The 18,077-nt window shown below is 68.4% G+C and carries 18 protein-coding genes; 3 read left to right on the forward strand and 15 right to left on the reverse strand.

Translation table 11 applies throughout. The features are described 5' to 3' along the window. Positions 1-6 precede the first annotated feature (6 nt). The 4 genes from ET475_RS17495 to murC all read right to left on the reverse strand — a co-directional run bounded on the left by ET475_RS17495 (position 7) and on the right by murC (position 4,406). The gene (locus ET475_RS17495; protein WP_129393322.1) at positions 7-687 is read right to left on the reverse strand and encodes a YggS family pyridoxal phosphate-dependent enzyme; all 681 of its coding nucleotides are present in this window, start codon (positions 685-687) and stop codon (positions 7-9) included. After that, positions 688-1,842 carry a cell division protein FtsZ gene (ftsZ, locus tag ET475_RS17500; RefSeq protein ID WP_129393325.1) on the reverse strand — a complete coding sequence of 385 codons (1,155 nt, stop codon included), beginning with the start codon at positions 1,840-1,842 and terminating at the stop codon, positions 688-690. Positions 1,843-2,030: 188 nt separating this feature from the next. Continuing rightward, positions 2,031-3,008: an FtsQ-type POTRA domain-containing protein gene (locus tag ET475_RS17505; protein ID WP_129393328.1), complete on the reverse strand. Its 978-nt coding sequence runs from the start codon at positions 3,006-3,008 to the stop codon at positions 2,031-2,033. Positions 3,009-3,011: 3 nt separating this feature from the next. Continuing rightward, positions 3,012-4,406, reverse strand: a complete 1,395-nt coding sequence (gene murC / locus ET475_RS17510) for a UDP-N-acetylmuramate--L-alanine ligase (protein ID WP_129393331.1) — start codon at positions 4,404-4,406, stop codon at positions 3,012-3,014. Between the two features lie 113 nt (positions 4,407-4,519). Between murC and ET475_RS17515 the strand changes: the two genes are divergently transcribed. Continuing rightward, on the forward strand, positions 4,520-5,386 hold the full coding sequence (locus ET475_RS17515; protein WP_129393334.1) for a hypothetical protein: 867 nt from the start codon (positions 4,520-4,522) through the stop codon (positions 5,384-5,386). Next, positions 5,383-5,742: a GntR family transcriptional regulator gene (locus ET475_RS17520; protein WP_129393338.1), complete on the forward strand. Its 360-nt coding sequence runs from the start codon at positions 5,383-5,385 to the stop codon at positions 5,740-5,742. Before ET475_RS17515 ends, ET475_RS17520 begins: the two co-directional genes overlap by 4 nt. Before the next feature lie 5 nt (positions 5,743-5,747). Here the strand turns inward: ET475_RS17520 and ET475_RS17525 are convergent, their stop codons facing one another. The 10 genes from ET475_RS17525 to ET475_RS17570 all read right to left on the reverse strand — a co-directional run bounded on the left by ET475_RS17525 (position 5,748) and on the right by ET475_RS17570 (position 16,511). Continuing rightward, the gene (locus ET475_RS17525; protein WP_129393341.1) at positions 5,748-6,821 is read right to left on the reverse strand and encodes a UDP-N-acetylglucosamine--N-acetylmuramyl-(pentapeptide) pyrophosphoryl-undecaprenol N-acetylglucosamine transferase; all 1,074 of its coding nucleotides are present in this window, start codon (positions 6,819-6,821) and stop codon (positions 5,748-5,750) included. 9 nt (positions 6,822-6,830) lie between these two features. Then, positions 6,831-8,042: a putative lipid II flippase FtsW gene (gene ftsW / locus ET475_RS17530; protein WP_129393344.1), complete on the reverse strand. Its 1,212-nt coding sequence runs from the start codon at positions 8,040-8,042 to the stop codon at positions 6,831-6,833. Then, positions 8,002-9,558 (reverse strand): UDP-N-acetylmuramoyl-L-alanine--D-glutamate ligase, encoded by a 1,557-nt coding sequence (gene murD / locus ET475_RS17535; protein ID WP_129393348.1) that lies wholly within the window; start codon positions 9,556-9,558, stop codon positions 8,002-8,004. The genes ftsW and murD overlap by 41 nt, the downstream gene beginning before the upstream one ends. After that, on the reverse strand, positions 9,540-10,649 hold the full coding sequence (gene mraY / locus ET475_RS17540) for a phospho-N-acetylmuramoyl-pentapeptide-transferase (RefSeq protein ID WP_129393351.1): 1,110 nt from the start codon (positions 10,647-10,649) through the stop codon (positions 9,540-9,542). Before mraY ends, murD begins: the two co-directional genes overlap by 19 nt. After that, positions 10,646-12,058: a UDP-N-acetylmuramoyl-tripeptide--D-alanyl-D-alanine ligase gene (locus ET475_RS17545; RefSeq protein WP_129393354.1), complete on the reverse strand. Its 1,413-nt coding sequence runs from the start codon at positions 12,056-12,058 to the stop codon at positions 10,646-10,648. The genes mraY and ET475_RS17545 overlap by 4 nt, the downstream gene beginning before the upstream one ends. A 17-nt stretch (positions 12,059-12,075) precedes the next feature. After that, positions 12,076-13,857, reverse strand: a complete 1,782-nt coding sequence (locus tag ET475_RS17550) for a peptidoglycan D,D-transpeptidase FtsI family protein (protein WP_129393357.1) — start codon at positions 13,855-13,857, stop codon at positions 12,076-12,078. Between the two features lie 4 nt (positions 13,858-13,861). Then, a complete protein-coding gene (ftsL, locus tag ET475_RS17555; protein ID WP_129393360.1) occupies positions 13,862-14,449 on the reverse strand; it encodes a cell division protein FtsL in 588 nt (195 codons plus the stop codon). Further along, the gene (gene rsmH, locus ET475_RS17560) at positions 14,446-15,411 is read right to left on the reverse strand and encodes a 16S rRNA (cytosine(1402)-N(4))-methyltransferase RsmH (protein WP_129393363.1); all 966 of its coding nucleotides are present in this window, start codon (positions 15,409-15,411) and stop codon (positions 14,446-14,448) included. Before rsmH ends, ftsL begins: the two co-directional genes overlap by 4 nt. A 104-nt stretch (positions 15,412-15,515) precedes the next feature. Then, positions 15,516-15,947, reverse strand: a complete 432-nt coding sequence (gene mraZ, locus ET475_RS17565) for a division/cell wall cluster transcriptional repressor MraZ (RefSeq protein ID WP_129393366.1) — start codon at positions 15,945-15,947, stop codon at positions 15,516-15,518. A 198-nt stretch (positions 15,948-16,145) separates the two neighbouring features. Next, positions 16,146-16,511 (reverse strand): DUF3040 domain-containing protein, encoded by a 366-nt coding sequence (locus tag ET475_RS17570; RefSeq protein WP_129393370.1) that lies wholly within the window; start codon positions 16,509-16,511, stop codon positions 16,146-16,148. Between the two features lie 66 nt (positions 16,512-16,577). Between ET475_RS17570 and ET475_RS17575 the strand changes: the two genes are divergently transcribed. Beyond that, the gene (locus ET475_RS17575; RefSeq protein ID WP_129393373.1) at positions 16,578-17,675 is read left to right on the forward strand and encodes a polyprenyl synthetase family protein; all 1,098 of its coding nucleotides are present in this window, start codon (positions 16,578-16,580) and stop codon (positions 17,673-17,675) included. Positions 17,676-17,679: 4 nt separating this feature from the next. Here ET475_RS17575 and ET475_RS17580 read toward each other — a convergent pair whose 3' ends face one another. Continuing rightward, positions 17,680-18,030: an Rv2175c family DNA-binding protein gene (locus ET475_RS17580; protein WP_129393376.1), complete on the reverse strand. Its 351-nt coding sequence runs from the start codon at positions 18,028-18,030 to the stop codon at positions 17,680-17,682. Between the last annotated feature and the right edge of the window lie 47 nt (positions 18,031-18,077).

The following is an 18,077-nucleotide window of genomic DNA, read 5'->3' on the forward strand; positions in this document are numbered from 1 at the left end:
TCGAGGCTAAATGTGTGGGGGCCGCTCGCCCGTGATTGCCGACCCGATCCGCAGGTGTGTCGCACCTGCGGCGACCGCCTCGACGAAGTCGGCGGTCATGCCCGCTGAGATCCAGTCGGCGTCGGGCACCACGGTGCGCAGCCGCTGCGCGTAGCCGGCGAGTCTTTCGAACGCGGGTGCGGCGGGCTCGTCGAGCGGCGCGACCGCCATGACTCCGCGTATCCGCAGGGTGCGGCATCCGGTCACGACGTGCTCGGCAAGAGCTTCGATATCGCGCGGCGCGACACCTCCGCGGGCGGGATCGTCGGTCAGGTTCACCTGCAGCAGCACGTCGAGCTCACCCTCGCCGGCGTGATCGAGAGCGTCGGCAAGGCGGGCGCGGTCGACGGAGTGAACGGCGGATGCCGCAGCCCGGATCGCCCGCGCCTTCTTTGTCTGCGCCTGGCCGATGAAGTGCCAGCGCAACCCGGCGAGATCGCCGAGCTCGGCGGCCTTCGCCGTCAACTCCTGCTGCCGGTTCTCTCCCACGTCGCGAACTCCGAGACGGTAGAGCTCGGCGACGAGGGAGGCCGGATGGAATTTCGTGACGACGATTCGGGTGATCTGGGCCGGATCGCGCCCCGCCGCGCGCGCGGCATCGGCGATGCGCGCGTCGACGGTGGCGAGGCGGGCGGCGAGATCGTCCACTTACTTCAGGAAGTCGGGGATGTCGAGATCGTCATCGCCGAACGCCGAGTCGTAGCCCGAATCGGCCACGACCGACACCGGCTCGGGGGCCTTCGTCGGAGCGGGCTCGGACTCTTCGCCGGCACGGGCCGCCTCATCGGCGGGCGTGTCGGGAAGCGCGGGAGCCACCGGTCGCTGGGCGAGAATCGGCTCGATGCGCGTCTGCGGTTCGCCCCCGTCGAACCCGGCGGCGATGACGGTGACGCGCACTTCGTCGCCCAGGGTGTCGTCGATGACCGTGCCGAAAATGATGTTCGCCTCGGGGTGTGCGGCTTCTTTCACCAGTTGCGCAGCATCGTTGATCTCGAAGATGCCGAGGTTCGACCCGCCCTGGATCGACAGCAGCACCCCATGGGCGCCCTCGATCGAGGCCTCCAGCAGAGGCGATTCGACGGCCAGCTCGGCAGCCTTGATGGCCCGGTCGGCGCCGCGGGCCGAGCCGATGCCCATGAGCGCCGAACCCGCGCCCTGCATGACCGACTTCACATCGGCGAAGTCGAGGTTGATCAGCCCAGGCGTGGTGATCAGATCGGTGATGCCCTGCACACCGGCCAGGAGCACCTGGTCGGCAGTGGCGAAGGCCTCGATCATCGAGATGCCGCGGTCGCTGATCTCCAGCAGCCGGTCGTTGGGCACGACGATGAGGGTGTCGACCTCTTCTTTCAGGCGCCCCACCCCGACCTCGGCCTGACTCTGCCGACGCCGGCCTTCGAACGAGAACGGCTTGGTGACCACACCGATGGTCAACGCGCCGATCGACTTCGCGATCTTGGCGACCACCGGGGCACCGCCGGTGCCCGTTCCGCCGCCCTCGCCCGCGGTCACAAAGACCATGTCGGCGCCCGCGAGCGCCTCTTCGATCTCTTCCGCGTGGTCCTCAGCCGCACGACGGCCCACTTCGGGATCGGCGCCCGCGCCGAGCCCGCGGGTGAGCTCGCGTCCGACATCGAGTTTGACGTCGGCGTCGCTCATCAACAGCGCCTGCGCATCGGTGTTGATGGCGATGAACTCCACACCGCGCAGACCGAGTTCGATCATGCGATTGACAGCGTTCACGCCGCCGCCACCGACCCCGACCACCTTGATCACTGCGAGGTAGTTCTGGTTCTGGCTCATGCCGGCCTCCGTCTCGTCCCGAACCAAGCTTGTAAACCTTCAACCTCATCTAGAGGTTTAAAGAATTGCCCGGTATGCAATTCCTTTGTCTGAAGGTAAGCGGCGCCGCCCCGGAATCGCGGCGCATACGGGCGTGTCGGTCAAATTAGCCGACTAATTGGTCGACATCGGCCAGGACAGTCCGGTCGTCAGCGCACCAGCACGGCGTCGGGGCTGGACACGTCGTAGGAATGCACCTTCGACGGTGGCTTGCTCTTCATCATCGTCTGCAGCACCAGACCCTTGCGCGCCGAGTCGTCGGCACTGCCCCAGATGATCTTCGTATCGGTGTCGCCGAGGGTCAGCGTGACGTCGTCGGCCGTCGAGGCCGACACCGCGGTCACCTTCGTGCGGATCGTCGATGGCAGCGAGCGCATCACCTGGCCGGCCGCGCGGAAGGCCTCAGAACGCGTGCCGCCGTCGATCGTGAGCACCGGCTGGTTCTTCGGCTTCGCCGACGTGGTTGACAAAGCCACCCCCGCCGCGTCGACGAGCGTGTATCCGGCGGCAGAACTGACAACGCCCACCGGCGTGCGCTCGACGATGCGCACGACGAGTTCGTGCGGCGGGCGCGCCTGGAGTGTATATGTCTGAACAAGCGGGAACTTCACGAGTGCGGCCTTCACGGCGGCCTCGTCGACGAGGGGCAGTGGTGTGCCCAGCTGCCCGGCCAGCGCTTTCGCGACCGCCGCCTCGTCGAGGGTCTTGGTGCCCACGACGTGGATGTCATGCACGGCGAACAGCGGACTGTACGCCGCGCCGAACGAGCCGGCGATCAACAGGACGAACGCGCCCAGGGTGCTCAGCCACACGACTCGGCGCCGGCGTTGGTGAACGGTGAAGCGTCGCACTTCGGCACGCAATGCGCGCCGGCGGGCGTGGGATGCCTTCCACACGTCCCAGAGCCGAACGCGCGACGCATCGCCCGACACCGGCGCGGGCCCGTCAGCGGCGTCGGGTGCGGGCTCAGACAGCGGGCGCGCCGGCGGGGATGCGGCATCCCCCCGGTCGCCGAACGGAATGATCGGGGCCGTCGGCTCGGGCTCTGCCTCGTGCGATTCGGGGGCGTGCGCCCGCTCGGGACGCTGGGCTCGTGGCGGAGCGGGCAGAGGCGTGGGCCGACGCACGGGTCATTCTCCGGCCGCGAGCGCCTGCAGCACCTGCGGGATGATCAGGTACACGTTTCCGCAGCCGAGCGTGATGACGTAGTCACCGGCCCGGGCGATCGATGCGGTGTAGTCGGCGGCCTCCTGCCAGTCTTCGACGTAGCGCACCCGGGCGGCATCGGCGAAGTCGTCGCTGACGAGCCGGCCGGTCACCCCCGGGATCGGGTCTTCTCGCGCGCCGTACACGTCGAGAACGACCGTGTGGTCGGCACGCGATTCGAGCACCTCGGCGAACTCGCGGTGCATCTGCTGGGTGCGCGAGAAGGTGTGCGGCTGATGCACCGCGATGATGCGGCCGTCACCGATGACGGTGCGCGCGGCATCCAAGGCCGCAGCCACTTCGGTGGGGTGGTGCGCATAGTCGTCGTACACGCTCACTCCGCGTTCGATGCCGTGAAGCTCGAAGCGGCGCACCGTGCCGGTGAAGCCCTCGATGGCACGCACCGCCGACTCGAGGTCGTGGCCGAGAGTGACAAGCACGGCGGCGGCCCCTGCCGCGTTGACGGCATTGTGGGCACCGGGCACGGCCAGTTGCGCCCGCACCGACACGGCTCCGTGGGTCAGGGTGAACGATACCGGCCCATCGGTGACCACATCCGACACGCGCACGTCCGCGCCCTGTGCCTGCCCGAACGTGATCACGTTCGCATGCGTGATGCTGCCGGTCACCCGCCGTGCGCCGGGATCGTCGGCCGAGATGACGACGGCCTCGCGCGCCTGGTTCGCGAACTGCGCGAATGCCGCATAGAAGGCATCACCGGTGCCGTAGTGGTCGAGGTGGTCGGGGTCGACGTTGGTGACAAGCGCGACCGAGGTGTCGTAGAGCAGAAAGGTGCCGTCGGACTCGTCGGCCTCGATCACGAAAAGCTCGTCAGAGCCGGTGCCGCTGGAGGCCCCCAGCTGCGCTATCACTCCCCCGTTGACGAAGGTGGGGTCGGCATCCAGCGCCTGCAGCGCGGTGACGATCATGCCCGTCGAGGTGGTCTTGCCATGGGCACCGGCCACCGAGACGAGGCGTCGCCCGCCGATGAGCCAATGCAGTGCCTGCGAACGGTGGATGACAGCCAGGCCGCGCTCTTTCGCAGCGAGGTACTCGGGGTTCTCGGGCCAGATCGCCCCCGTGTGGATCACGGTGTCGGCGTCGCCGAGGTGTGCGGCGTCGTGCCCGATGTGCACGTCGGCGCCCAGCTCGGCGAGGGCACGGAGGTTCGCGCTGTCGGCGCGGTCGGACCCGGACACCCGGATGCCGCGGGCCAGGAACATCCGCGCCAGCCCTGACATGCCCGAACCACCGATGCCGATGAAGTGCGCGGCACGGATCTCGTCGGGGATGGGAAGGCTCAAATCGGGTCTGATCATGTCGGATCCATCCTAAGTTCGACGGTCGATCGGCCCGGCCGTGGCGCGCTGGGAGGATGCTGGAGGGCTGATTTGTATTGACACATATGAACAATGGGTGGTACAAACGATCCATGGATGAGCGTCTCGTCACCGTCGTCTGGTTCGCCGTCATCGCGGCGATGCCGATTGTCTGCCTCTTCGTGATGTCGCGCCCGCACTGGTCACAGCGCCGCGCACAGCAGACCGCACTGCGTGCCGGCCCGCCGTTGGGCTCGGACGCCCTGCGTACCAGGGTGGCCAACGCCGTCCGCGCACGCGCGACGGTCAACATGTGGGCCGCACTGCTGGCCATCGTCGCGTACGGCGCGGTCGCTGTCGTCGCGCCGGCGGCCGCGAATGCGAGCACCGCGTGGCTGCTGCTGCTGGTGTTGGTCTGCGGTGTCTTCGCCGTCACCGGCGTCGTATACCAGACGCGGCATCCGCTGTTCACACCGCCGACACACGCGGTGCGGGTGGCTCACGTCCGCCGCGTGCGCACGGCGCACTATCTGGGTCGGACGCTCACGGCACTGCCGCGGGTGCTGCTCGCGCTGGCCGCGGTCGGCACCGCCGTCGTGGTGCCGCTCGCCCACCCCACAAACCGGCCGCTCATCATTCTCGTCGTGTGCTTCACCGCCGCCCTCATCGTGTCATCGTGGACGCTGTGGATGGAGCACCATGTGCTGGCGGCTCCGCAGGCCGCCGGTGACGCACTCGAGCTGGCATGGGACGACCTGTTCCGCGCGAACACGGTGAACACCCTGCGCATGGCCGCCGCCATGGCCAGCTCGCTACCCGTGGGTGCACTCCTGATGACCGCGATCAGCAGCGGGGCGAGTGCGCCGACCACGACGGCGTTCACCTTTGTCGGCATCCCGTTCGTGCAGCTGGTTTATCTCGCCGGCGCCGACCGCGTGCGGCCGCCGTTGCGTCCCACACTGACCGGGGGCCTCGCATGATCACCATCGACCCGTCCAGCGCCCTCCCACCGTTCGAGCAGCTGCGCGCGCAGTTCGTCGAGGCCGTGGCATCCGGAGAGCTCGCCGCGGGCGAGCGCCTGCCCACCGTGCGGCGCCTGGCCGACGACCTCGGGGTCGCGCCGGGTACCGTCGCCCGCGCGTATCGCGAGCTTGAGGCATCCGGCATCATCGAGACCCGGGGACGCGCCGGCAGCTTCGTGAGCCTGGACCATGACCCGGTGCGCCAGCAGGCTCAGCGGGCGGCGGCGGCGTTCGTCGAAAAGGTCCGCGCCCTCGGGCTCGATGCCGACGAGGCGCTTCAGATCGCTGCGGCCGCGCTGCGCGCCGGCGCGTGACGGCTCTAGCGCCCGAGCGCCCGATCAATCAGCGCGATGACATTCTCGGTGCCGGCGCGTGTGCCGGCGGATGCCGCGGCGGTGCGCATGGCCTCCAGTGCCGCGCCATCGCTCAACAGCGGCACGATCTCACCGCGCACACGGTCGGCGGTGAACTCGCCATCGGCGATGAGTCGCGCGGCACCCGCGCGCACCGCCGCGGCGGCGTTCAGGCTCTGCTCGCCGTTGCCGACGGCATAGGGCACGTACACCGCCGGGATGCCCAAGGCGCTGACCTCGCTGACGGTGGCAGCCCCCGAGCGCGACACGATGACATCGGCGAGGGCGAAGGCGTAGTCCATGCGGTCGATGTACCGGCGCACGGCGTAGCCCGCCACGCCGGGGTCGGCCAGCTCGCTGCGCTCCCCCGTCACATGCACGAGCTGCCAGCCGACCGAGAGCACGTCGCGCCACGCCCCGCCGAAGGCATCGTTGAGTCGTCGCGCCCCCAGCGAGCCGCCGAAAACGAGCAGCACGGGCTGCGCGGCATCGAGGCCGAAGAAGGCGGCCGCCTCGTCGCGGGCCGCCGCACGGTCGAGGTCGACGATCTCGCGGCGCAGCGGCATCCCGACCAGTTCAGCGCGGCGCAGCGGCGTGCCCGCGAACGCCACGCCCACGGCGGCGGCGCGACGGGCGCCGAGCACATTGGCCAGGCCCGGCTTCGCGTTGGCCTCGTGCACGACGAACGGCACGCCCTCGCGGCGCGCCGCGACATAGGCCGGCGCCGCGGCGTAGCCGCCGAAGCCGACCACGACGTCGACGTCACGTTCGCGCAGGAGAGTGCGCACCTGCACGATCGCCCGGCGGAAGCGAGACGGAAAGGCTGCGGCATCCCGATTCGGGCGCCGCGGGAAGGGCACCTTGTCGACGAAGAGCAGTTCGTAGCCGCGCTCGGGCACCAGACGGGCCTCGAGCCCCTCGCGCGTGCCGAGAACGAGCACGTCGGCGTCGGGCTCGCGCCGGCGCAGCCCGTCGGCGACCGCCAGCAGCGGGTTCACATGCCCAGCGGTGCCCCCGCCAGCCAAAAGGTACGTCGTCACCAGACGAGGCTAACCGGTCACGGCCGGTTTCTTCGCCGGCAGCGACCGGGCGAATGAGAGCAGCACCCCGCATGCCAGCAGCGTCGACAGCAGCGAGGTGCCGCCCTGCGACATGAACGGCAGCGGAACGCCGAGCACCGGGAACACCCGCAGCACGACGCCGATGTTCAGCAGCGCCTCGCCGACGATCCACAGTGTGACAGCACCCGAGACGATGCGCACGAACGGGTCGTTCGTCTTGCGCACGATGTGGAAGGCGCCGACGGCGAAAAGGGCGAACAGCAGCAGCACGACGATGCACCCGATCAGGCCGAGCTCTTCTCCGACGATCGCGAAGATGTAGTCGTTGGCGGCGGCGGGCAGCCAGTCGTACTTCTGCTTCGAGTTGCCCAGACCGAGCCCGAAGATCCCCCCGCTGGCCAAGCCCCAGATGCCGTGCAGGGGCTGATAGCAGGCATTGTCGTAGTCGGCGCAGACGGGATCGAACAGGGTGAGGATGCGGTTCAGCCGGTTCGAGCTGGTCACCGCCAGCACCCCGACGCCTGCGACGCCGACCACCAGCGGCAGGATGAAAAGGCGCAGCTTCACCCCCGAGAAGAACAGCGCCGCCAGCACGATGAGCACCAGGATCATGGCGGTGCCCAGGTCGTGACCGGCCATCACCGTGGCGATCACCGCTATCGAGACCGGCACCACGGGAATGAACACGTGCCGCCACAGCCCCAGCAGCGTACGCTTGCGGAACAGCACGTAACCCAGCCACAACGCGAGCGTGAGTTTGAGGAACTCGGAGGGCTGGGCCTGCAGACCGGCGATGCGGATCCAGTTCGTGTTGCCGGCGTTGTTGATTCCCAGCGGGGTGAACACGAGCATCTGGAACGCGGTTGCCGCGATCAGGGCCGGCCACGCGATCTTCTTCCAGAACGCGATCGAGAAACGGCTGGCGATGAGCATCATCGGAATGCCGAGGGCCGCGAACACCGCCTGCTTGATCAGCGCCTCATAGGGCTTGTCGCCGTTGGCTGACCCGACGGCGGATGTCGCAGAAAGCACCATCACCAGACCGAAGCCGGTCAAGAGCAGCGCGGTCGACAGGATCAGCAGGAACTCACTGGGCACCGGCGCGAACACCCGGCCCAGCACGACCCGCGCCGACAGTCCGGGGCGCCGGTCGGGATTCTCAGCGGCCCCGTGCGGAGGACGGATCGTCGTGCTGGTCATCGTCCCCCCTTGCGATCAGCTCCTGCACGGCGGCGGCGAAACGACGCCCCCGGTCGGCGTAGGACGAGAACTGATCAAAGGATGCCGCTGCGGGGGCGAGGAGCACCACATCCCCGTCACCGGCGATCCCCGCCGCGATCTCGACGACTCGCGCCATGACATCCTCAGTTTCACCGGCATCGACCTCGATCACCGGCACTGCCGGCGCGTGTCGTGCGAACGCCGCCACGATCGGGGTGCGATCCACGCCGATGACGATCGCCGCCTTCGAGCCCGAACCGCGCGCCGCCACGAGCTCGGCGATGTCCACGCCCTTGAGAAGTCCTCCGACGATCCAGACCGCGCCCGGGTGTGCAGCCAGCGAGGATGCCGCAGCGTGCGGGTTCGTGGCCTTCGAATCGTCCACCCAGGTGATGCCGTCCGCCCTCGCGACCACCTCGATGCGATGCGCGTCGAGATGGAACCCGCGCAGCGCCTCGCGGATCGCCGCCGGAGCGACATCCAGAGACCGCGCGAGGGCGGCAGCCGCCAGGGCGTTGGCGACGATGTGCGGTGCGGAAAGCCCCGCCGCGGCGAGGTCGTCCAGCGTGCACAGTTCCAGCGCCGTCGTGCGCCGGTCGTCAAGGAACGCCCGGTCGACAAGGATGCCGTCGACGACGCCCAGGTCGCTGGGCCCGGGCACATCCAGGCCGAATCCGATGGCGCGGGCGCCCTCGACGACGTCGGCGTCTTCGACCATGCGCCGGGTCGCGGCATCTGCCCGGTTGTACACGCACGCGACGCGGGTGTTCGCATACACGAAAGCCTTCGCCTCGCGGTAGGCCTCGAACGACCCATGCCATTGCAGGTGGTCGGGGGCCAGGTTCAGACACACGCTCGCGTGCGGTGACACCGGTGCGGGCCCGGTGACCTGGTGGGAGAGATACCAGAGCTGGTGACTGGAGACCTCGACCACGAGCACGTCGAATCCGGCCGGGTCACGCACCGCGTCGAGCACGGGCACGCCGATGTTGCCGCAGGGCGCGGCGCGCAGACCGCCGGCGGCCAGCATCGCGGCGGTCATCTGCGTCGTGGTCGTCTTGCCGTTCGTGCCGGTGATCAGCACCCAGTCAGCGGGACGCCCGTCGCCTCGCACCACCTTGTCGCGCACCCGCCAGGCCAGTTCGAGATCGCCCCACAGCGCGACGCCGGCATCCAGCGCCCAGCGCACGACCGGGTGGTGCGGCGCGAAGCCGGGCGAGGCCACGACGACGTCGGGGGTGAACTCGATGAGCGTGGCGGGCACCTCGTCAAGCCCACCCTCATACAGGCGTGCACCGATCACCGGAAGCAGACGCGCGTACTGCTCGTCGGCCTGCTCGGTGACCACGAGCACCTCACAGCCCAGTTCGGCGAGGGTGTCGGCGACCGAGAATCCGGTCACCGACAGGCCGAGCACCGCCACGCGCAATCCGGTCCAGTCGGCATGCCAGCTGGTCAGTGACGACAGGGGCCCGCTCACGTCAGCGACAGCCATTCCACGTAGAAGAGCCCGATGCCGGTGACGGCGAGGATGCCGGCGATGATCCACATGCGCACGACGATCGTGATCTCGGCCCAGCCGCGCATCTCGAGGTGGTGGTGGAACGGGCTCATCAGGAAGAGGCGCTTGCCCCGGGTCGCCTTGAAGTAGATGCGCTGCAGAATCACCGATCCGGGACCGATGATGAAGGCGCCGGCCACGAACACGGCGAGGATCTCGGTGTGCGAGAGGATCGACATCGCAGCGATCACCCCACCGATCGACATCGAGCCGACGTCACCCATGAAGACCTTCGCCTTCGGGGCGTTCCACCACAGAAAGCCGACGAGAGCGCTCACGAACGACGCCGCGATGATCGTGAGGTCGAGCGGGTCGCGCGTGGCATAGCAGGCAGGCTGGTAGGCGGCCAACAGTGCCTCGGCCGAGCAGGCCTGCTGGAACTGCCAGAACGTGGCCAGGCTCATCGCCGCGATGGTGAACACGCCGATGCCGGTGGCCAGGCCGTCCAGGCCGTCGGTGACGTTCGTGCTGTTCGACCACGCGACGCCGATGAAGCTGATCCACAGCAGGTAGAGGATCCACCCGATGGCGGTGCCGAGCGCGAAGAGATTGAGCACCGGGATGTCGCGGAAGAACGACACGAATCCCGAGGCGGGTGTCTGGTTGTACGCGTTCGGGAACTGCAGCGCGAAGATGCCGAACGGCACCGTGACGATGATCTGTCCGAGAACCTTCGGCCAGCCGCTCAGGCCCAGACTGCGCTGCTTGCGCACCTTCATGAAGTCGTCGACGAAGCCGACGACGCCGAACCCGACCATCATCCAGATGACCAGCCACCCCGACACCGTGGGCGGGTTGTTGCCGGTGTAGCAGCCCACGAGATAGCCGACGATGCTGCCGACGATGAAGATCGTGCCGCCCATGGTCACCGTGCCGCGCTTGGCGGCGTGGCTGGGGTTGTGTGGGTCTTCGGGGGTGCGGATCACCTGCCCCCAGCCCCAGCGCCGGAACAGCCGCAGGAAGACCGGAGTGAGGAAGAGGGTGAACGCGAGCGAGACCGCAGCCGCTGTCAGGAGGGATCTCACGAGAACGATTCTCCCAGACGATCGCCGAGGAAACGCAGCCCCGCCGAGTTGGACGATTTGACCAGCACGCGATCACCGTCGCGCAGTTCGGTGAGCAGATAGTCGAAGGCCTCGTCGGCGGTCTCGAAGAACACGGCCTCGTCATCCCACGAGCCTTCGCCGACGGCCGCCAGGAACATGCGGCGCGCCTCGGAGCCGATCACCACGATGCGCTGGATGCGCAGCCGCACCGCCAGCTCGCCGATGCGGTCGTGCTCCTCGCCCGCATATTCGCCCAGCTCGCTCATCGCCCCCAGCACCGCGACGGTGCGCTGGCCCGGTCCCGTGATCTGCGCCAGTGTGCGCAGCGCAGCCGCCATCGAGTCAGGGCTCGCGTTGTACGCGTCGTTGATGATGCGCACGCGATCGTTACCCAACGGCTGCATGCGCCAGCGTTCGGCGAGTTCGACGGTCTCCAGTCGCGTCAGTGCCCGCTCGGGGTCGACGCCCAGGGCCGCGGCCGCCGTCAGGGCCGCCATCGCGTTCCAGACGTGGTGGGCGCCCAGCACACGCAGGCGCAGCGGCAGGCGTGCCCCGTCGATGATGAGGGTGCAGCGCGTGCCGTCGGCATCGGTCTCGATGTCTTCGGCGCGCACATCGGCCGAGGCCACCGTGCCGAAGCGGCGCACCGACAGTCCACGTTCGTGGGCTATCGATGCCATGGCAGCCACGCGTGCGTCATCGGCGTTGAGCACGGCGATGCCCCCGGGCCGCAGCGCCTGCACGAGTTCGGCCTTGGCTTTCGCGGTACCCTCGATGCCGCCGAATCCTCCGGCGTGGGCCAAGCCGACCATGAGCACGACGCCCACATCAGGCTCGACGAGCCCCGCAAGGTGCGCGATGGCGCCGGGGCCTGCAGCTCCGAACTCGCAGACAAGGTACTGCGTGGCATCCGTCACTCGCAGCATGGTCAGTGGCGCCCCCACCTCGTTGTTGAACGAGGCACGCGGGGCGATCGTCTCCCCCTCGTCCTGCAGAATGCGGGCGAGCAGGTTCTTGGTCGTGGTTTTGCCGTTCGACCCGGTGATGCCGACGATCTTCAGGCGGCCCGCCGCACGCACCCGCGCGACGACCTCACGGGCCAGGTCGGCCAAGGCCCGCACGACATCAGTGACGACGATCTGCGAGACCGGAACATCGACGACGTGCTCGACGATGGCCAGAGCCGCGCCGTTTTCGACCGCCGCACCCACGAACAGGTGGCCGTCGGTGGTCTCGCCAGGCTTGGCGATGAAGATCCCACCGGGTTCGATGAGCCGCGAGTCGGTGTCGACGACCCCCGACACGACGCTCTGGTCGGTGTCGGGTTCGGTGGTATGCAACTGGCCGCCCACGGCGTGGGCGATCTGGGCAAGAGTGAGAGCGATCATGTCTGCGGTGCGGCGCGTCAGCCGAACTTCGGCAGCATCGTCGGCTTGGTGGTGGAGGGCATCACCCGATAGGTCTTCAGAACCTGGGTCATGGCCTTTACGAAGGTGGGCGCGTTGGCCGTAGACGACCTTACCTTAGTGGGCTCATCCAGCGTGACAGCGACCAGGTACTGGGGGTCGTCGGCGGGAGCGAAGCCGATCATGGTCGTGTAGTAGACGCCTGCCTTGTAATGCCCGTTCTCGGCGATCTGACCGGTACCGGTCTTGACCCCGATCCGGTAGCCGGGGATCTTGACCATGTCGGCGTACGAGTTCGACTGCAGGGCGACGTTTTCGAAGACCTCGCGCATCTGGGCCGAGGTCTTCTCGCTGATCACTCGGGTCGCCTTCGGCAGCGTCGGGGTGACCACCGACCCGTCGGCGGCGGTGCACGAGTCGATGAGCTGGATCGGGTACTTCACTCCCCCGTCGATGAGCGCCTCATACGCGGTCAGCAGCTCGGGGACCGTCGTGGTCAGACCCTGACCGTACGCGGTGTCGTACCGCATCTGGTTGTCCCAGTCCTGGTACGGGTGCACGATGCCTTGCGTCTCGCCGGGAAAGCCGATGGCGCTGCCGTCGCCGATCCCGAACTTCTTCAGATAGTCGTATCGGGTCTCCAGTGTGGTGCGCTCGCTGAACACCGAGGCGCCGACGTTCGACGAGTCCATCAGCACGCCGGCGAGCGTATAGGTCGAGGTGCCGTGCGTGAAAGCGTCGTTGACGACCGCGCCGTTGGAGAAGTGCTTGATGTCGGGCACCTGAGCGGTCGAGGTCGGCGTCGCCGCCCCGGAATCTATCAGTGTCGCCGCCGTGATGCCTTTGAACGTCGAGCCCGGCTCGAACTGCGAGTTGAAGATGCGGCTGAACTGGTACGAACCGGTGGCGTTGAAATCGTTGGGGTCGACAGTGGGGTACTCGGCGGCGGCCTTGAGCTTGTGCGTGGTGACATCGAGCACGCTGATGGTGGCGTACTTCGCCCCGGTCTCTTTCGTCGCCTGCTCGGCGAGTTGCTGCATGTACCACTGCAGATCCGAGTCGATGGTCAGCTTCAGGGTGCCGCCGTTCTGCGCGGGCTTCTCGGTCTCGGTGCCGGGGATGATCACACCGTCGCGGCCATTCTGGAAGGTCAGCGAGCCGTCGACGGGCGTCAGGCACGTGTTCTGCTGCTTCTCCAGGCCCGCCAGCGCAGTGCCGTCGCTGCCGACGAATCCGATGAGGTTGCCCGCGACAGCGCCGTTCGGGTAGGTCCGGGCCGCCTCGGGTGAGCACGACACATAGTCGGCACCCAACTCGGCGATCTGCCGATACTGTTCGGTCGACAGGCCGCTCTTCAGCGGCGCATACTGCGCGTCGGGGTTGGCCACCAGCGCGTCGGAGACGATGGCGCGCACCTCGTCGACGCTCTGCCCGGTGATCTCCGCGATCTTCGCCGAGATCTCGTTCCACGTGACCTCGACCTCTTGGCCTCCGTCGGTGTGGCGGGTCAGCGTGCGCACGATGTTCGGGCTGAACTGGCAGGTGTAGCTGAGTGTTCCCACGGCCAACGGCGTGCCGTTCGCGTCGACGATCGAGCCACGGGTGCCGGCGAGCACCTGCGTGGTGCTCAGACCGTGCTCCATGGCGCGGTCGATGTTCTCCTTGGCGTTGACGACCTGGATGTCGACGAGCCTGATGACGAACGCGCACAGGATGATCAAGACGACGGAGAGGGCGACCACCGTGCGGCGGCGCGGACTGCGAGTGCTGCGTGTGGTCATGATCTCAGTGTGTGCGCACAGTGGGCAGGCCGTCGGTCACGGGCACGGGTGTCACGTTTTCCGTCGTGCTGGGCGTCGTGGCTGTGCTGCCGTCGATGGTGGCATCGGGGTCGGTGACCAACGGCGTGTCGGCGATGAGCTTGTTGGCGACGGTGCCCTTGCCGAGGCTGATCGCCGACTTCGACGACGCTGCCTTCTGCGCGCCCAGGATCTTGCCGTCGCTGAGTCGCAGATAGCTTGGCGACGTGTCGACCACCATGCCGAGTGCGGCGGCGTTGGAGGCGAGATACTGCGGCGAGTTCAGCCCGGTCAGCTCGTCGCCCAGCACCTGCTTCTGCAGAGTCAACTCACGCTGCTGCGCGTTCAGGCGGGCCATCTCATACGAGCTCTGGGTGGTCATCACCGACAGCACCATCTGCGCTCCGACGATGGCCAGCGCCCCCGCGACGGCGACCAGTCCGTAGAGCAGGCGCGGCTTGGGGCGCCGATCGGGCCGCTCGAGCGCGCGCAGCCGACGCTCGGTGGACGACGACGGTGCCGACGGTGCCGGAGGCGCCGCCAGGGGGCGGACGGTGGCGGTCGCGGTGCTCATACGATGTCCTTCGCTTCATCGGGGCGCACGCGCTCTGCGGCGCGCAGCCGCACGGGCGCGGCACGTCGGTTGCGTGCGCGCTCGTGGTCGGATGCTTGCTCGGCGCCCTTGACCAGCAGGCGAAAGCGGGGGGCGTGCTCGGCCAGTTCAACGGGCAGGCCCGCCGGGGCCGTGGAGGTGGATGCCGCAGCAAGAGCGCGCTTGACGATGCGGTCTTCGAGCGACTGATACGACAGCACGACGATGCGCCCGCCCACCCGCAGGGTGCGCAGGGCCGCCGGGATGGCGTGCTCGACGGCGACCAGTTCGGCGTTGACTTCGATGCGCAGCGCCTGGAACACCCGCTTGGCGGGGTGCCCCGCGCGCTGGGCCGCGGCTGGCGTGGCGTCGCTGAGAATGCGCACCAGCTGACCCGACCGCTCGATCGACTCCCGGCCGCGCGCGGCGATGATGGCCCGCGCGTAGCGGCCGGCGAGCTTCTCTTCGCCGTAGCGTTCGAAGATGCGTCGAAGATCGCCTTCGCCGTACGTGGCCAGCACGTCGGCGGCGGTGATTCCGGCCGACTGATCCATCCGCATGTCCAGCGGGGCGTCTTGCGCATAGGCGAAGCCACGGTCTGCTTCGTCGAGCTGCAGCGACGAGACGCCCAGGTCGAAGAGCACCGCATCGACGCTGCCGCCCGAAGCTGCCACCGCGTCGGCGATCCCGTCGTAGACCGTGTGCACGAAGGTGACGCGATCCGCGAAGCGCGCCAGACGTTCTTCGGCGATGCGCAGCGCCTCGGTGTCGCGGTCCAGGCCGATCCCGTGCAGCCGCGGAAAGCGGTCGAGAAACGCCTCGGTGTGCCCGCCCATGCCCAGCGTCGCGTCGACGAGCACGGCGTCGTCGCGTTCGAGGGCGGGGCCGAGAAGTTCGAGACAGCGCTCGAGCAGAACCGGGGTGTGGATGTCGCGGATGTCCATCGTCGTCGTGCGGGGTCTGTTCCCGGATCCTGATCCCCATCCGCTCTGACCTGGCGCCGGGGAAGTGCGTCAGGGCGTGAGCGGCTGGGCATCACGAACCAGGATCAGAACAGTCCCGGGATCACCTCCTGCTCCATCTCGGCGTATGCGGTCTCGTTGCTCTCGGCGTAGGCGTTCCACGCGTCGGCGTCCCAGATCTCGGCATGGGCTCCCACACCGGTGACCACGAGCTCCTTCTGCAGACCGGCATAGGTGCGCAGCGGAACGGGAAGGGTGATGCGGTTCTGGCTGTCGGGCTTCTCGGCGCTGGCTCCGGAAAGGAACATGCGCAGAAAGTCACGGGCCTGCTTGTTTGTCAGGGGGGCCTCACGGATGCGCTCGTGGATGCGCTCGAACTCGTCGGTGGCGAAGACATAGAGGCAGCGCTCCTGACCGCGGGTGACCACCACGCCGGCTCCGAGGTCGTCGCGGAACTTGGCGGGCAGGATGACGCGGCCCTTGTCGTCGAGCTTCGGAGTGTGCGTTCCGAGCAACATCGCCGATCACCCCCCTTCGTCCGGCCCCCCGTGAGGTTTCACGCCACTTTACTCCACTCTCCTCCACTTCACCACCACCACACCGTCGTTTCCCCCACCGACGCTCCCCCACGCCCTTCCGGCGCAGAAAACGGCACAAAAAAAGACACCGACCCGAGGGTCGGTGTCTGGTGTGCGCCCGGTGTACGTCCGGGCGGGTCAGCGTTCTTCTTGTCGGCGATCCCACCGGTCGTTCATGCGGTCCATGAATGACGGAGCGGGCTTGCCTGCTGCGGGCGCATCCGAGCGCTCTCGCTGCCCCCGGCTGCCTCGGGCCGGTGTGACCGCGAGCACGACTCCGCCGAGCATCAGCACGAAGCCGATCACCCCGACGAAGACGAGCGGAACGGCGACGCCGGCGATCAGGCCGCCGAGGCCGATCAGCACCAATACGCTGCCGTACACGATGTTGCGGTAGCTGAGGGCGCGGCCATCGCGCGACGCGTGCACGACATCGGCGTCGTTTTGCATGAGATGGCGTTCCATCTCGTCGAGCAGACGCTGCTCTTGTTCGGAGAGTGGCATGCATCCCCCTCGGGTGAACTGGCTTCCCACAAGTCTACTCGTGGCTCTGCTCACTAGGCTAGGCCCGTGGCATCCCTCGTCGACCCCGTTGCGGCCGTTTCCCAGCAAGTGGAAGACTTCTTCACGGCACAGCGCGAGCAGACGGCAGGTTACGGGCCCGAGGCGGCGCGGATGTTGGATGCCGCCGCCGCCGCCGTCGCCGGAGGCAAGCGCCTGCGCGCCCGTTTCTGCCTCACCGGCTACCAGGCCGTCTCCGAGGTGTCAACCCCGCCGGTGAGCACGCCGGAGAGCGCCGTGATCGGCGCCGCCGCGGCCCTGGAGGTCTTCCATGCGGCAGCCCTCGTGCACGACGACATCATCGACAACTCCGACACGCGCCGTGGCCGCCCGTCGGCGCACCGGCGCATCGAGAACGCCCACCTCGACGCCGGATGGCGCGGAGATGCCGCCGCATTCGGACGGGCCGCCGGCATTCTGCTGGGCGACTTGCTCGTCGCCCTCAGCGACGATCTGCTCGAGACGGCCCTGAGCACCGCGCCCGACACGAGAGCGGCGGCAGCCCGCCGTCAATACGCCATGATGCGCCGCGACGTGACGATCGGTCAGTTCCTCGACATCGCCGAGGAGTCGGCACACGTCACCGCCCCCGACACCGAGCATGCCGAGCGCGCGCTGCGGGTCGCGTCGTTGAAGTCGGCTCGGTACAGCGTCGAGCAGCCCCTGCTGATCGGCGCGCGCCTGGCCGGGGCCGACCAGTCGCAGCTTCGCGCCCTGGCGGAGTTCGGGCACCCGGTCGGGATGGCCTTCCAGCTGCGCGATGACGTGCTGGGGGTGTTCGGCGACGAACACGAGACCGGCAAGCCGGCCGGCGACGATCTTCGCGAGGGCAAGCGCACCGTGCTCATCGCGTACGCGCGCGAGGCACTCTCACCGGGCACGCGCCGCCTGATCGACGAACTCATCGGCGACGTCGACCTCGACGCCGGGCAGGTGGCCTCGTTGCAGCGCACCATTCAGGACACCGGCGCCCTCGACCGCGTCGAAGACCTCATCGCCGGTTATGTGCGCACCGCCGACCGGGCCTTGGCCGGCGCCCGCCTGGGCAATGCAGCGGTCGGGCACCTGCGCGACCTCGCGCGGGCCGCAGCCCAGCGCACCTCGTGAGAGATCAGGCCAGGGCGCGGGCCACCCTGCGCACCTCGCTCTTGCGCCCCTGACGCAGAGCCTCGATCGGCGGCATCCCGATGGAATCCTCGGGTGCGAAAAGCCAATCGATCGACTCGTCGTCGGTGAAGCCCACGTCGTGCAAGACGAAAAGGGTGCCGCGCAGCGACGAGAGGATCTCACCGTCGACGAAGAACACCGAGGGAACCGTGAGCGGCCCCTGCCGGCGCGTCGCGACGAGTTGACGATCGTCGAGCATGCTGCGCACGCGCCCGACAGACTCGCCGAGAAGTTCGGCGACCTCGGGCAGCGACAGCCATTCGGTCGAAGCGGATGCTGCATTCTCACCGGTCACCAGGCAACTATCTCATGCTCACGAGCGCGTTGCGATCACGTCCTCGT

The sequence above is a fragment of the Microbacterium protaetiae genome (genome assembly GCF_004135285.1).
Lineage (GTDB): Bacteria > Actinomycetota > Actinomycetes > Actinomycetales > Microbacteriaceae > Microbacterium > Microbacterium protaetiae.